Below are 14,362 nucleotides of genomic sequence, written 5' to 3' on the forward strand. Positions count from 1 at the left end.
AGGCGGTCGCCCTCGACGACACCGCCCGGCAGGACCAGCCGGGCACCGGTCAGGGCGATGCCCGCGGGCCGGGCCGCCGATTCGATTCGCGCGGTGGTCACGCGGTCACCTCCATGGAGAGCAGATCCCAGGCGAGCAGGCCCGCGCCCAGGGACGCGGCGGTGTCTTTGAGCATGGCGGGTACGACCTCGGGGGGCATCTGGAAGGTCAGCCGCTCGGAGACCGCTGTGCGCAGGGGGACGAAGAGGGTGTCGCCGGCCTCGGCGAGCCCGCCGCCGACGATCACCGTGGACGGGTCGAGCAGGCTCTGGGCGAGCACGATGCCGTCGGCGAGGGCGTCCACCGCGTGCTGCCAGACCGCGACCGCGCGGGGGTCCCCGGCGTCCACCGCGACGGCGCAGGATGCCGCGTCGGCGTCGGGGTCCCCGCTGGCCTCGGCCCAGGCACGGGAGACGGCGGAGGCGGAGGCGAGGGTCTCCAGGCAGCCCCGGGCGCCGCAGCCGCACCGCGGGCCGCCGGGGCGGACCACGACGTGGCCGATCTCGCCGCCGTAGCCGTGGGCGCCGGCCTCGATCCGGCCGCCGATGCCGATGGCGCCGGCGATGCCGGTGCCCAGCGCGATGAACAGGAAGCGCTCCACACCCCGCCCGGCGCCCAGGCGGCCCTCGGCGAGGCCGCCCGAGCGTACGTCGTGGCCGAGGGCGACCGGCATCGTCGTACCGCCCGCCCCGGCCAGGCGTTCGCCCAGCAGCTCGCGCAGCGGCAGATCCCGCCAGCCGAGGTTGGCGGAGAAGACCGCGATGCCGTTCTCCTCGTCGATCGTCCCCGGGACGGCGACGCCCGCCGCCAGCGGGGCGACGCCGAAGCGGCCGCGGCCCTCGTCCGCCAGATCGGCGGCGAAGTCGAGGATGGCGGCGACGACGGCATCAGTGCCGTGCTCCCGCCCGGTCGGTCGGCGTGCTTCGAACAGCACGGAGCCGTCCTGGGCGAGCAGCGCGGCTTTCATGCCGGTGCCGCCTACATCGAGTGCGATGACGTGCTTCACGGAGGACAGTTTCCCTTGGCTGGGTCGGAGAGGTCTAGTCCAGTTGTTGGATTGGTCTGGTCCAAAGTAGGTGAGCTTTGTCGCAGAACCATGTGGTGTGCGGCACTTTGCGGGGTCCGGGAGGGGGCGGTTCCGGCGTCGTTCCATTGCGCATCGTGCAATGACCTCCGCACTTCGATAACTACCCGGCGGGGACGGCCCACAGGTGTGGACCACTGTGCAGTGCGTTTGGCAGTGTGGCCGCCTCCCCCCTGCCGGATTCCCCCCGTCCGGCTCCCCCGCTCGCTTTTCACCCCCAGAAGGCGGTACCCGCGTTGATCAGGCGCGCCCAGGCCCCCACCCGGCTGCTCGGCACCGCGCTGGCCGGAGCGCTGCTGCTCACCGGCTGCGGCGGCCAGGACGACAAGACCGTGACCCTCAAGCTGGTGGCGGCCGACTACGGCGAGGACGCGGGCACCAGCTCCAAGCTGTACTGGGACGATGTCGCCCGGCGCTTCGAGGCCGCCAACCCGGACATCCGGATCGACGTCGAGGTGACGAGCTGGACCGACATCGGCAAGCGGGTCGACGACCTGGTGGCCGGCGGCAAGTCGCCCGACCTGCTGCAGACCGGCGGCTTCGCCGACCAGGCGGTGGCGGACCGGCTGTACCCGGCCGGGGACGTGCTCTCGCTGGAGACCCAGGCCAACATCATGGAGTCGTTCGCGCACGCCGGGCAGGTGCTCGGGACGCAGTACGGCATTCCGTTCGTCTCCTCGTCCCGGGTGCTCTTCTACAACAAGGCGGTCTTCCAGAAGGCCGGGATCACCCAGCCGCCGGCCACCTGGAACGAGCTCCGGCAGGCCGCCGAGAAGATCAAGGCCAAGGTGCCGGGGGTCACCCCGTACGGGCTGCCGCTCGGCCCCGAGGAGGCCCCGGCCGAGTCGATGCTGTGGACGCTGAGCGGTGGCGGGAGCCTCTCCGACGACGTCGGCAACTACACCATCGACAGCGCGGAGAACCAGGCCACCTTCAACTGGCTGCGGACCAACCTGGTCGACACCAAGCTGACCAACCCCGACCCGGGGAAGACCAACCGTACGCCGATGTTCACCGACTTCGCGGCCGGGAAGGTCGCGATGCTGAACGGGCACCCGACGCTGCTGCGGATGGCCGCCAAGGGGAAGATCGACTTCGGGACGGCGCCGATCCCGAAGAAGGACGGGCTGGCGAAGACCGGCAGCCTCGGGGTGGCCGACTGGATGATGGCCTTCAAGGCGAACGGGCACCGCAACGAGATCCGGAAGTTCCTGAGCTTCGTGTACGCCAAGGACAACCAGCTCAAGTTCGACGAGACCTACAACCTGCTGCCGGTCACCCAGGACGCCTTCACCGAGATCACCAAGGGCGGCAGGCACGAGGACCTCAAGCAGTTCGCGACCGGGCTGACCAACGCGAGCTTCTACCCGTTCGGGGACCCGGCCTGGGCGGACGTCAGTAACCGGATCAAGACGGGGATCGGCGGGGCCGTGACGGGCGACGCCAAGCAGGTGCTGGAGGGGCTCCAGGAGTCCGCGGTGAAGGAGGCGGCCCGGGTCCGCAAGTGACGGATCCCGGGCCGGCCGGCGGGTGCGGAGGTCGGTGGGTGGTTCGGAGTGCTTCGGAGTGGCTCAGAGGGTGATGGCGTAGGCCTTGCGGAGGGTCTCGTGCACCGTCCAGGTGGTGCGGTCCCCGGCCCGCAGCACGGCGCAGTCGCCCGGACCGACCTCCAGGGTCGGGCCGCCGTCGATCTCGACGGTGGCCCGGCCGCTGAGCACCACGAACATCTCGTCGGCCTCGACGTCGGTGACCACCCCGGGGGTGATCTGCCAGATCCCGCGCAGCTGCCGGCCGTCGGCCGACTCGGAGAGCACCCGGCCGGAGACCTCGGGAGTGCCGGAGACGATCTGGGCCGGGTCGAGCGGATCGGGTTCGAGGTCGGCGGTCGGGATGTGCACGGCGAAGCTGGGCGTCATGGGGCTGACGCTAACCCGGGCGCGGGAGCGGCGGGGGGCGCAAGGTGTGTCGGGTCCCCGGGGGAGAATGACACTCCGTAGCGGTGGACGGAGGTGGAGCGCGGATGGGTGCGGGTGCGGACGGGCTCGACGAGCGGGACGCGGCGGTGCTGGAGCTGGAGGGCCGGCAGTGGCGGACGGCCGGGGCCAAGGAGCGGGCGATCCGGGAGGAGCTGGGGCTCTCCGGCACGCGGTACTACCAGCTGCTGAACGCCCTGCTGGACCGGCCGGAGGCGCTGGCGCACGCGCCGGTGCTGGTGAACCGGCTGCGGCGGGTCCGCGAGGCCCGGCGGGCGGCCCGGTAGCCCCGGCCCGGTAGTGCCCGGGGCGGGTGCCCCGCCCGGGCCCGTTCGGCCCGCGCGGCCGTTCGGGCGCGCGCGGGAGGGTCGGGCCCGGGAGGCTGGGTAGGGTCCGGACATGGCTCTTGAGGAGATGGCGAAGCCGGGGACCGAGGCCGGGCGGACGGGGCTGGAGGCGATCCTCCGGGCGCCCCGGGAGGCGGTGGTGGCGCTCGACTTCGACGGCACGCTGGCACCGATCGTGGCGGATCCGGGCGAGGCACGGGCGCATCCGGGGGTGGCGGCCGCGCTGGCCGGGCTGGCCCCCGGGGTCGGGGCGATCGTGGTGGTGACCGGTCGGCCGGCGGCCCTGGCGGTGGAGTACGGGGGCCTCGCCGCCGTCGAGGGCCTGGTGGTGCTCGGGCACTACGGGGCCGAGCGCTGGGAGAACGGCGAGCTGACGGCCCCGCCGGCGCACCCCGGAGTGGCGGCGGCGCGGGCCGCGCTGGACGGCGCACTGGCGCGGGCGGGGGCGCCCGCGGGGACGTGGGTGGAGGACAAGGGGCGCTCGGTGGCCGTCCACACCCGGCGGACGGAGGCACCGGAGGAGGCGTTCGAGCTGCTGCGCGGGCCGGTGGCGGCGCTCGCCGCCGAGCACGGGCTGGTGGTGGAGCCGGGCCGGCTGGTGCTGGAGCTGCGCCCGCCGGGCGTGGACAAGGGGGCCGCGCTGACCGGCTTCCTGCGCGAGCGGGCTGCCCGGGCGGTGCTGTACGCGGGTGACGACCTCGGCGACGTGGCGGCCTTCGCGGCGGTGGAGAAGCTGCGGGGGGAGGGCCTGGCCGGCCTGCTGGTGTGCAGCGGGACGGTCGACGGCGACGCGCCGGTGCGCGAACTCGCCGACCGGGCCGACCTGGTGGTCGCGGGCCCGGCCGGCGTGGTGGAGCTGCTGGTGGCGCTCGGAGCGGCGCTCGGCGGCCGGTGACGCTCGGTGGTCGCCGCGCCGGCCGGTGACGCCGGCCGGCGCGGCGGCGGTCAGCCCAGGGCCGCCAGCTGATCGAGGAACCACTGCTGCGGCGGCAGCGCCGTCGCGGCGGCGGCGAGGCGCTTGGTGCGGTCGGCGCGCTCGCCGGCGGGCATGGTGAGCGCCGTGTGCAGGGCCTCGGCGGTGGCGATGACGTCGTAGGGGTTGACCGTCAGGGCGTCCTCGGCCAGCTCGGCGTGGGCGCCCGCCTCCCGGGAGAGCACCAGGGCGCAGCCCTGGTCGGAGACCACCGGGACTTCCTTGGCGACCAGGTTCATGCCGTCCCGGATCGGGTTCACCAGGGCGACGTCGGCCAGCCGGTAGGCCGCGAGCGAGCGCGGGAAGTCGTCGTCGACGTGCAGGATCAGCGGCTGCCAGCCGGGGGTGGCGAACTCCGCGTTGATCTCGGCGGCGAGCCGCTCGACCTCCGCGGTGTAGGCGCGGTACTCGGCGAGGTCGGTGCGGGAGGGGTAGGCGAAGGCGATGTGGACGACGTTGTCCCGCCATTCGGGGCGGGTGCGGAGCAGGTGCCGGTAGGCCTGGAAGCCGCGGACGATGTTCTTGCTCAGCTCGGTGCGGTCGACCCGCACGACGGTGCGGCGCCCGCCGACGGCCTCGCGCAGGGTGGCGAGGCGCTCGTCGACGTCCGGGCGGTGGGACCGTTCGCGCAGGAAGTCGGCGTCGGCCCCCAGGGCGTGGACGCCGAGCCGGGTGGTGCGGCCCGGGCCGGCCGGGGACCGGGGGAGGGTGACGGTGAGGGCGTCGCGGTCGACGGTGGCACCGAGGACGGCTTCGCAGCAGTCGGCGAAGGCGAGGGCCCAGCGGCGGGTGAGGAAGCCGGCCCGGTCGGCGCCCAGGATGCCGGTGAGCACGCTCGCGGCCACGTCGTCCGGCAGCAGCCGGAAGTACTCGGGCGGGGCCCACGGGGTGTGCGAGAAGTGGCCGATGCGCAGGTCGGGGCGGGCGGCCCGGAGCAGGGCCGGTGCCAGCGAGAGGTGGTAGTCCTGGATCAGCACCGCGGCCCCGGGCGCGGCCTCGGCGGCGAGGGCCTCGGCGAAGGCGGTGTTGTAGGCGGTGTAGGCCTGCCACTCGGCGCGGAACTCCGCGCCGAAGGACGGGGCCGTCGGGGTGGCGTAGAGCAGGTGGTGGACGAACCAGAGGGTCGAGTTGGCGACGCCGTTGTAGGCGCGGGCGAAGGTGTCCGGGTCGATGTCGAGCATCCGGACGGCCTGTCCGCCGACCTCGTGGCCGGCGCGGTCGAGGCGGCCGTCCGGGGCCTCCCGGGCGGCGCGGCGGTCGGCCTCGCCCAGTGCCGCGCAGACCCAGACGGCGTGCGGGTCGTCGATCGCGGAGAGCCCCGAGACCAGCCCGCCGCCGCCCCGGCGCAGGGTCAGGGTGCCGTCGTCCCCGGTGCTGAACGACACCGGTCCCCGGTTGGAGGCCACCAGTACGGCGGCGGAACCGGTCGCACTCGAACGTTCGGTCGTGAGATCGCCCATGGTTGGCATGTTGCCGTGGGTCCGGGTCGGCAAACCCCCACCGTGGTTTCCGGCCGTGGCCCCGGACCTAACCGAGGTGGCGGTTCGCGTACTCGGGGACGGTGTGCATCGGGGGCCGTTCCACGGCGGTGACCGGGTGGGTGTGGGCGGTGAAGGCGCGGGTCCGCGGGTCGCGGGTGAACTGGGTGAGCAGCGGGTGGACCAGGTCGGCCGAGGCCTTCAGCCGGTGGGTGCGGTCGAGGCGTTCCAGGGCGGTGCGGTAGATGGTGGCGGCCATCCGGCCGAGTGCCTGGCCGTCCTGGTGGCGGTGGTGGCGTACGCCCACGTCCACCTGGGCGAGGGCGTCCAGGCCGGCGAACTCCAGGGCGTCCACCAGGAGGCCGAGTTCGACGCCGTAGCCGGTGGGGAACGGCAGCCGTTCGAGGAGCGAGCGGCGGGCCGCGTACTCGCCGCCGAGCGGCTGCACGAAACCGGCGAGTTCCGGCCAGTGCAGATTGAGCAGGGGGCGGGCGACCAGCTCGGTGACCCGCCCGCCGCCGGAGGGGACGACGGCGGCGTCCGGGCCGCCCGACGCCACTTCGAGCGGGCGGTCGTACATGGCCTTGACCAGCTGGATGTCCGGCTCGGTGAGCAGCGGGCCGATGATGCCGGAGACGAACGCGGGGTCGAAGGACCGGAGGTCGGCGTCGACGAAGCAGACGATCTCGCCGCTGGTGACCAGCAGCGAGCGCCAGAGCACCTCGCCCTTGCCGGGGGCGGCGGGCAGCCGGGGCAGGATGTCGTCCCGGTGGACCACCCGGGCGCCCGCCCCGGCGGCCGCGGCGGCGGTGCCGTCCACGGATCCGGAGTCGACGACGACGAGCTCGTCGACCAGGGGCAGGCGTTCCATCAGCTCGCGGCGCACGGTGCGGACGATGTCGCCGACGGTGGCCTCCTCGTCCAGGGCGGGCAGCACCACGCTGACGGTGCCGGCCGGGCCCGCCGCCCGCTTGGCCTCCAGCAGGGCGCGCACCGGGCGGTCGGCCGCGCTCCACGAGCGGCGGCGCAGCCAGGACGCCGCCTTCGGGAGGAGCGCGGGAGTCGGTTCGGCGGGCACGGAGCACTCCTCGGCGGATCGGGGTGGGACGGGGCATCTCGCGTGGCGGACGGTCCCGTTCAGGGTTGACGCCTTCGGATACAGTCTTCGTACAGCGATCGGACCTTCGCACGCCGGGGTCACCGCTGAGCAGGACCACAACTTCACAGAGCTCATCCAGAGGGACTGAGGGAACGGCCCGTTGACGTCCCGGCAACCTTCTCGCACGGCAGGCTTCGGCCCCGGCGGGACAGGTGCCAATTCCGTCCTGTGGCGCGCCCGCGTCACGGGGAAGATGAGGAGAGAGGCCTCCGCCATCATGGCTATCGACACCGCCGCACCCGCCACCGTTGATCTCGGCCCCGCCGTCGCACTGTCCTGTCGGGAGTGCGGTACCCGGTTCCCGCTCGGTCCCAGCTTCGCCTGTGTGGAGTGTTTCGGGCCGCTGGAGATCGCCTACGACTTCGGCAGCGAGGGTGCGGAGGAGCTCCGCAAGCGGATCGAGGCCGGTCCGGCGTCGATCTGGCGCTACGCGCCGCTGCTGCCCGTCCCGGCCGATGTCGCCGGCAAGCCGAACCTCAACCCGGGGTGGACCCCGCTGGTGAAGGCGGACAACCTGGGCCGCGAGCTCGGCTTCACCGCCCAGCTGCACATCAAGGACGACTCGGGCAACCCGACGCACTCGTTCAAGGACCGCGTGGTCGCCTGTGCGATCGAGGCGGCGCGGGCGTTCGACTTCACCACCCTGTCCTGCTCCTCGACCGGCAACCTGGCCGGTGCGGTGGGCGCGGCGGCGGCGCGGGCCGGTTTCAAGTCCTGCGTGTTCATCCCGCACGACCTGGAGCAGGGCAAGGTCGTCATGGCCGGTGTCTACGGCGGCGAGCTGGTCGGCATCGAGGGCAACTACGACGACGTGAACCGCTTCTGCTCGGAGCTGATCGGGGACCCGGCCGGTGAGGGCTGGGGCTTCGTCAACGTCAACCTGCGCCCGTACTACGGCGAGGGCTCCAAGACGCTGGCGTACGAGATCTGCGAGCAGCTCGGCTGGCGGTTGCCGGAGCAGATCGTCATCCCGATCGCCTCGGGTTCGCAGCTGACGAAGATCGACAAGGGCCTGCAGGAGCTCATCAGGCTGGGCCTGGTCGAGGACCGCCCGTACCGGATCTTCGGTGCCCAGGCGGCGGGCTGCTCGCCGGTCTCGGCGGCCTTCAAGGCCGGCCAGGACGTGATCCGGCCGGTCAAGCCGGACACCATCGCCAAGTCGCTGGCGATCGGCAACCCGGCCGACGGCCCGTACGTGCTGGACATCGCGCGCCGCACCGGCGGGGCCGTCGAGGACGTCACCGACGTCGAGGTGGTGGCCGCGATCAAGCTGCTGGCCCGGACCGAGGGCATCTTCGCCGAGACCGCGGGCGGGGTGACCGTCGGCGTGCTGAAGAAGCTGGTGGAGACCGGGCAGCTGGATCCGGCCAAGGAGACCGTCGCGATCAACACCGGTGACGGCCTGAAGACGCTGGACGCCGTCTCCGACTCCGGGATGACCGCCGTCATCCGCCCGACGCTGGCCTCGTTCCGCGACGCCGGCCTCGCGTCCGCCTGACCCACCCGCAGCCCCGTCGTTCCGCCCGAGGAGACCCCCATGAGCGCCACCGTCCGCATCCCGACCATCCTGCGCACCTACACCGGCGGTGCCGCCGAGGTGGCCGCCGAGGGCGCCACCCTGGGCGACGTCATCGCCGACCTGGAGAAGAACCACGCCGGGATCGCCGCCCGGATCCTGGACGACGCCGGCAAGCTGCGCCGCTTCGTGAACGTCTACGTCAATGACGACGACGTCCGGTTCGCGGAGGGTCTGGCGACCGAGATCAAGGACGGCGCGAGCGTCTCGATCATTCCCGCGGTGGCCGGCGGCTGCTGATCCGTCCCTTTCCGACCTGGCCGTTCACCGGCCGGGCCGTTTCGACCAGGCCGTTCGCGCGTACGGAATTCCGTTCTTCGTACGCGCGGGCGGCCTGGTCGCATTCCGGCGGGAATATTTCCCGGTCCGGGGGAGTAGAGTGTCGCTTGTCCGGGAAGAGGGCCGCCCCCTCCCCCTCGCTCCGGTACTCGAATCCGTCCGCGCCCGCACCGCCGGTGTCTGTCCGGCCGCTGAGACCGGCGCCGGGGCCGTGACCGTGAAACATGTCAGGCCGATGTCAGAATTCTCGAAGGTATTTGAGTAATTCGTCCGCTATGTCCGGCGTGAAATGCCGATTTCCTCCCGCTTTGGCCCGCCCTGTCCCTCGGGGGGCCACCTGAATTCCCGGTGGTTGGCCCTGTTGCAGAGGGCGTCGATCCGGATACATTCAGCCGCGGTCGACGCAATCACCCGCTCACCGGATGCCTTCCGGTGGTCTCCGCGGAGGATCGCGGCGTGCACGGCTGCGCCCAGGGGGGGTTCCCCGGGCCGGCCTCAACCAGACCCGGGCCCGCGACCTGCGGGCGCGTGAAGGGCCAGCACAGCACTAGGGGAGTTCGGAATGGCTCAGGGCACCGTCAAGTGGTTCAACGCGGAGAAGGGCTACGGCTTCATCGCGGTCGACGGTGGTGCGGACGTCTTCGTCCACTACAGCGCGATCCAGATGGACGGCTACCGCACCCTTGAGGAGGGCCAGCGGGTCGAGTTCGAGATCTCTCAGGGGCAGAAGGGCCCGCAGGCGGACATGGTCCGCGCCGCGGTCTGACCTTTCCGACCCCAGGAGTTCGGCTCGGCCCTATCGGCTGGTGCGCCTCTTGCTTCACGACGGGCCCGTACGACACATGTCGTGCGGGCCCGTCGGCGTGTCCGGCGCGGGGTCCGGGGAGGGCCCCGGCGCTGCCCGGCGCGGGGCCGCCGCAGGGGCGCCGCAGGGGCGCCGGGAGGCCTGGGGCGGCCGCGCGGGGGCGGTCGGCGGGGGTGGGCGCGGCTCGCGGTTTGGGCGATTGGGCTTGCACTCGCCTACCCGGAGTGCTAATCATTGGCGTTAGCACTCACAGTGTGAGAGTGACAGCGGACCGGGTCGGTGAGGCCCCCGGGAGCGGTAGGGGAAAGGACCCCCGCACACCAGGGCCGTCCGTCGCGGGCACCCCTTGGTCCGAGCAGTCGACCGTGTCCCGGAGGACCACTTCTGATGGCCAAGATCATCGCCTTTGATGAGGAAGCTCGCCGCGGCCTTGAGCGTGGCATGAACCAGCTCGCCGACGCGGTGAAGGTCACGCTCGGCCCCAAGGGCCGCAACGTCGTGCTGGAGAAGAAGTGGGGCGCTCCCACGATCACCAACGACGGTGTCTCCATCGCCAAGGAGATCGAGCTCGAGGACCCCTACGAGAAGATCGGCGCGGAGCTCGTCAAGGAGGTCGCCAAGAAGACCGACGACGTCGCGGGTGACGGCACCACCACCGCCACCGTGCTGGCCCAGGCGCTCGTTCGCGAGGGTCTGCGCAACGTCGCCGCCGGCGCCAACCCGATGGCCCTGAAGCGCGGCATCGAGAAGGCCGTCAAGGCCGTCTCCGACGAGCTGCTGGCCCAGGCCAAGGAGGTGGAGACCAAGGAGCAGATCGCTGCCACCGCCTCCATCTCGGCCGCCGACACCCAGATCGGCGAGCTCATCGCCGAGGCCATGGACAAGGTCGGCAAGGAAGGTGTCATCACCGTCGAGGAGAGCAACACCTTCGGCCTGGAGCTCGAGCTCACCGAGGGCATGCGCTTCGACAAGGGCTACATCTCCGCCTACTTCGCCACCGACCTGGAGCGGATGGAGGCGACGTTCGAGGACCCGTACATCCTCATCGCCAACTCCAAGATCGGCTCGGTCAAGGACCTGCTCCCGCTGCTGGAGAAGGTCATGCAGGGCGGCAAGCCGCTCGTCATCATCGCCGAGGACGTCGAGGGCGAGGCCCTGTCGACCCTGGTCGTGAACAAGATCCGCGGCACCTTCAAGTCCGTCGCCGTCAAGGCCCCGGGCTTCGGCGACCGCCGCAAGGCCATGCTCGGTGACATCGCCATCCTCACCGGTGGCACCGTGATCTCCGAGGAGGTCGGCCTCAAGCTGGAGAACGCCGGCATCGACCTGCTGGGCACCGCCCGCAAGGTGGTCATCACCAAGGACGAGACCACCATCGTCGACGGTGGCGGCGACAGCGACCAGGTCGCCGGCCGCGTGAACCAGATCCGTGCCGAGATCGAGAACAGCGACTCGGACTACGACCGCGAGAAGCTCCAGGAGCGCCTCGCCAAGCTGGCCGGCGGCGTGGCCGTCATCAAGGCCGGCGCGGCCACCGAGGTGGAGCTCAAGGAGCGCAAGCACCGCATCGAGGACGCCGTCCGCAACGCGAAGGCCGCCGTCGAGGAGGGCATCGTCGCCGGTGGTGGCGTCGCGCTGCTGCAGGCCGGTGTCGCGTTCGACAAGCTGGAGCTGGAGGGCGACGAGGCCACCGGTGCCAACATCGTCCGCGTGGCGCTGGAGGCCCCGATCAAGCAGATCGCGACCAACGCCGGCCTCGAGGGCGGTGTCGTGGTGGAGAAGGTGCGCAACCTCCCCGCCGGTCACGGCCTGAACGCCGCCACCAACACCTACGTCGACCTCATCGCCGAGGGCATCATCGACCCGGCGAAGGTCACCCGTTCCGCGCTGCAGAACGCCGCCTCCATCGCGGCGCTGTTCCTGACCACCGAGGCCGTCATCGCCGACAAGCCGGAGAAGGCCGCCGCGGCCGCCGGCGGCGGCATGCCGGGCGGTGACATGGACTTCTGATCCTCCGGATCGGTCGTTTCCCGATCGCACGGGCGGTTCCCCTCGGGGAGCCGCCCGTGCGGCGTTGTGTCCGGCCCCGTTTTGGGACAATGGGCGGATGGCTGCCACCGCTGACGACATCGAGACCGCCCTGCACAACGCGCGGGCGCTGATCCTGGCCGACCTGACCGCCCGCGACGTGGCCGACGCCGCCGTGGTGTCGCTGGTGGAGAACGCGGTGACGCACCGCCGGTGGTGGCTCGAACAGTGGCCGGACGGTGCCGACTACGTCCTCGGGCTGGTCGCCCAGGACGTCCAGGACGCGTTGCTGGAGGCCTACGGCCGCTGGCCGCTCTGCACCTCCTGCGCGGCCGACGGGGACCCGCACGCGCTCGGCGTCGAGCCCGAGCTCGGGCCGGAGCCGCACTGGGTCTGCGGCAAGGCGGCGGCGGTGGTGGCGCCCGTCGGCGAACTCACCTGATCGCGACCGGCCCGGCCCCGGCGTCTCGTGCGCCGGGGCCGGGCCTTCGTGTGTCCTGAGGCGGGCTGCCCTCGTGAGGCGGTCCTTCGTGGGGCGCCTTCGTGCGCCGGGCCTGCGGGCCCCGGTCCGCCGCCCCGGTCAGCCTTCGAGCCGGCCGAGCTCGGCCGCCAGGTTGGCGCGGGCCGGGGCGTCGAAGCGCTCGTGGGCGGTGGGGGTGCGGTAGAGCGCGGGCAGCGCCAGCAGCCGGCGCAGGATGTCCGCGCGCCCGGCGCGGAAGTCCGGCTCCGGGACGAAGCCGTACTCCTCGCGGACCGCGGCCGCGTAGGCGGTGTACGCCCGCGGGTCGCCGCCGAGGACGGCGAGGTCCGCGTCGCAGAGCACCTCGCCGTCGCGGTCACCGGGCTCGGGGCGGTGGGTGACGGTGAGCCGGACCAGGCGGGCGACCTCGGCGGTCCGCCGTCCGGACAGCCCCGCCTCGGTGAGCGCCCGGACGGCGAGGGCGGCGCTGCGCTCCTCGTTCTCGGAGCGGTCCGGGCGGTAGACCGCGTCGTGGAACCAGGCGGCCAGCCGGACGGTGTCCGGGTCGTCGGAGTGCCCGGCGAGCGTGTCCACGTGGCCGAGCACCGCCCGCAGGTGGTCGACGGTGTGGTAGCGGCGCTGCGGTTCGGCCCAGCGGCCCAGCAGGTCGCGACCGTAGGGCAGGGGGTCGGCGTCGGCGCCGCAGCGGCGGAGCAGGGCGGTCCAGTCGGCGAGCAGGTCGGCCGGGACGGGTGCGGCGGGCTGGTTCGGCATGGGCTCATTCTGGCGGGTCCCGGCCGTGCGGGGGCCTTCGTCCGGCGGGCCCACTGGACCTATAGGTAGTTTGACGATATATGTAGTCACATGACAGAACGAGCCATGCAGGAGCCGACGCTGCTTCTGCTCACCGCGCTGGCCGATGCGCCCAGACACGGCTACGCGCTCATCCAGGAGGTCTCCGCGATCTCCGAGGGCCGGGTGAAGATGCGCACCGGCACGCTCTACGGCGCGCTCGACCGGCTGCTCCAGCAGGGCCTGATCGAGGTCGCCGCCGAAGAGGTCGTCGACGGCCGGGCCCGGCGCAGCTACGCACTGACCAGGACCGGCCGTGCCGCGCTGGCGGCCGAGGCGGGGCGGCTGCGCGCCGTCGCCTCCGAGGCCGAGCGCCGGCTCTCCGTCATCCTGCCGAGGATCATGGGGGCCTTCGCGTGAACACCCAGACCATCGACCGCCCGGTCGCGCTGCGGGCGGCGCTCCAGTTCTACCCGGCCCGCTACCGCCGTGAGCGCGGTGACGAGCTGGCCGCCGTCTTCGCCGACAGCACGGCGGAGGCGGACAAGCCCACCCTGATCCGGGAGACGCTGGACCTCGCCGCGTACGGGCTGCGGCTGCGGGCCCGGCTGACCTCGGCCTCGACGGCCGGGCGGCTGCTGGCGCTGGCCGTTCCGCTGGTGGCGGGCACCGCCGCGGGAGCCGGTCTCTTCCCGTGGATCAGCAACCCGGACCTGATCGCCTGGAAGCTCGACGGCCCGCGGTCCTCGCTGCTGATGGTGCTGGCCCTGTTCGCGGCGCCGGTGGCCACGCTGTTGCTGGCCGTGGCGGCCGCGCTGGGGCAGTGGACGGCGGCGCGGGTCCTCTCGGCGGCGGTGATCGGTGTCGGTCTGCTGAACCTGGCGGACTCCCTCTCGATCGGGCACGCCGACGCGTGGTGGGTCCTCTACAGCTCCACGTCCGCGCTGCCGTTCGTGCTGTCCGGTCTGCTGGTGCTCCTCGCGCCGGGCGATCTGCTGGGCCGGCCGACCTGGCGGACCGGGGCGCTGGTGCCGCTGGGAACGGTCGGCGGTCTGCTGGTGGTCGCGGCGCAGGGTGGCTACGACACCCGCTACCTGATGAACGACCCGTGGGCCGGCCTGCTGCTGATGGGTCCGCTGCTGTTGGTGGCCACCGCGGCGCGCGGATGGCTGGTGCCGGCGGCGATCGGCCTGGCGGTGCTGCCGCTGACCGTCGCGTTCAGCCTCTTCAGCCTCTGGGAGTCGGCCGGTGGGATCTGGAACCTGTTGGCGGTCGGCGGGGCCGGCGCCGCGTTCGTGGCGGTGGGCGGGCTCGGCTGGCGTGGCCTGGAGAGCATGCGCCGGTCGGGGGCGTGACCGATCGGCCGCAC

General features: G+C 72.8%; 15 protein-coding genes and 1 riboswitch. Of the genes, 10 read left to right on the top strand and 5 right to left on the bottom strand.

The window, feature by feature from the left end; all coding sequences use genetic code 11:
* Positions 1–97: 97 nt before the first annotated feature.
* Complete coding sequence (locus ACIQTO_RS14525; protein ID WP_402387766.1) at positions 98–1,045, bottom strand: ROK family protein; 948 nt, start codon at positions 1,043–1,045, stop codon at positions 98–100.
* 314 nt (positions 1,046–1,359) lie between these two features.
* On the opposite strand from ACIQTO_RS14525, the gene ACIQTO_RS14530 reads away from it, so the two are divergent.
* On the top strand, positions 1,360–2,631 hold the full coding sequence (locus tag ACIQTO_RS14530; RefSeq protein WP_402387769.1) for an extracellular solute-binding protein: 1,272 nt from the start codon (positions 1,360–1,362) through the stop codon (positions 2,629–2,631).
* Between the two features lie 63 nt (positions 2,632–2,694).
* On the opposite strand, the gene ACIQTO_RS14535 is transcribed toward ACIQTO_RS14530, so the two are convergent.
* The gene (locus tag ACIQTO_RS14535; protein WP_380575906.1) at positions 2,695–3,039 is read right to left on the bottom strand and encodes a cupin domain-containing protein; all 345 of its coding nucleotides are present in this window, start codon (positions 3,037–3,039) and stop codon (positions 2,695–2,697) included.
* Between the two features lie 104 nt (positions 3,040–3,143).
* On the opposite strand from ACIQTO_RS14535, the gene ACIQTO_RS14540 reads away from it, so the two are divergent.
* Both ACIQTO_RS14540 and otsB read left to right on the top strand, forming a co-directional pair.
* Complete coding sequence (locus ACIQTO_RS14540) at positions 3,144–3,383, top strand: DUF3263 domain-containing protein (protein ID WP_402387772.1); 240 nt, start codon at positions 3,144–3,146, stop codon at positions 3,381–3,383.
* A 112-nt stretch (positions 3,384–3,495) separates the two neighbouring features.
* On the top strand, positions 3,496–4,338 hold the full coding sequence (gene otsB, locus ACIQTO_RS14545; RefSeq protein ID WP_402387775.1) for a trehalose-phosphatase: 843 nt from the start codon (positions 3,496–3,498) through the stop codon (positions 4,336–4,338).
* A 50-nt stretch (positions 4,339–4,388) separates the two neighbouring features.
* On the opposite strand, the gene ACIQTO_RS14550 is transcribed toward otsB, so the two are convergent.
* A complete protein-coding gene (locus ACIQTO_RS14550) occupies positions 4,389–5,876 on the bottom strand; it encodes a trehalose-6-phosphate synthase (RefSeq protein ID WP_402387777.1) in 1,488 nt (495 codons plus the stop codon).
* 67 nt (positions 5,877–5,943) lie between these two features.
* Entirely contained in the window at positions 5,944–6,972 is a 1,029-nt protein-coding gene (locus ACIQTO_RS14555) for a glucosyl-3-phosphoglycerate synthase (protein WP_402387780.1), read from the bottom strand.
* 149 nt (positions 6,973–7,121) lie between these two features.
* A riboswitch (SAM riboswitch) is annotated at positions 7,122–7,253 on the top strand.
* 17 nt (positions 7,254–7,270) lie between these two features.
* Here ACIQTO_RS14555 and thrC point away from each other — a divergent pair.
* The 5 genes from thrC to ACIQTO_RS14580 all read left to right on the top strand — a co-directional run bounded on the left by thrC (position 7,271) and on the right by ACIQTO_RS14580 (position 12,183).
* Positions 7,271–8,551 (top strand): threonine synthase, encoded by a 1,281-nt coding sequence (thrC, locus tag ACIQTO_RS14560; protein ID WP_402387783.1) that lies wholly within the window; start codon positions 7,271–7,273, stop codon positions 8,549–8,551.
* A gap of 39 nt (positions 8,552–8,590) precedes the next feature.
* A complete protein-coding gene (locus ACIQTO_RS14565; protein WP_380575920.1) occupies positions 8,591–8,869 on the top strand; it encodes a ubiquitin-like small modifier protein 1 in 279 nt (92 codons plus the stop codon).
* Positions 8,870–9,470: 601 nt separating this feature from the next.
* Positions 9,471–9,674, top strand: a complete 204-nt coding sequence (locus tag ACIQTO_RS14570) for a cold-shock protein (protein ID WP_030289665.1) — start codon at positions 9,471–9,473, stop codon at positions 9,672–9,674.
* 426 nt (positions 9,675–10,100) lie between these two features.
* A complete protein-coding gene (gene groL / locus ACIQTO_RS14575; protein ID WP_402387786.1) occupies positions 10,101–11,723 on the top strand; it encodes a chaperonin GroEL in 1,623 nt (540 codons plus the stop codon).
* Between the two features lie 97 nt (positions 11,724–11,820).
* Positions 11,821–12,183 carry a hypothetical protein gene (locus tag ACIQTO_RS14580; protein ID WP_402387789.1) on the top strand — a complete coding sequence of 121 codons (363 nt, stop codon included), beginning with the start codon at positions 11,821–11,823 and terminating at the stop codon, positions 12,181–12,183.
* A 138-nt stretch (positions 12,184–12,321) separates the two neighbouring features.
* Here ACIQTO_RS14580 and ACIQTO_RS14585 read toward each other — a convergent pair whose 3' ends face one another.
* On the bottom strand, positions 12,322–12,975 hold the full coding sequence (locus ACIQTO_RS14585; protein ID WP_402387792.1) for a hypothetical protein: 654 nt from the start codon (positions 12,973–12,975) through the stop codon (positions 12,322–12,324).
* Between the two features lie 90 nt (positions 12,976–13,065).
* On the opposite strand from ACIQTO_RS14585, the gene ACIQTO_RS14590 reads away from it, so the two are divergent.
* Both ACIQTO_RS14590 and ACIQTO_RS14595 read left to right on the top strand, forming a co-directional pair.
* Positions 13,066–13,413: a PadR family transcriptional regulator gene (locus tag ACIQTO_RS14590; protein WP_402387795.1), complete on the top strand. Its 348-nt coding sequence runs from the start codon at positions 13,066–13,068 to the stop codon at positions 13,411–13,413.
* Positions 13,410–14,348: a hypothetical protein gene (locus tag ACIQTO_RS14595; protein ID WP_402387798.1), complete on the top strand. Its 939-nt coding sequence runs from the start codon at positions 13,410–13,412 to the stop codon at positions 14,346–14,348. Before ACIQTO_RS14590 ends, ACIQTO_RS14595 begins: the two co-directional genes overlap by 4 nt.
* Positions 14,349–14,362 lie beyond the last annotated feature (14 nt).

The sequence above is a fragment of the Kitasatospora sp. NPDC091207 genome (genome assembly GCF_044768625.1).
In the GTDB taxonomy this organism is placed as follows: domain Bacteria; phylum Actinomycetota; class Actinomycetes; order Streptomycetales; family Streptomycetaceae; genus Kitasatospora.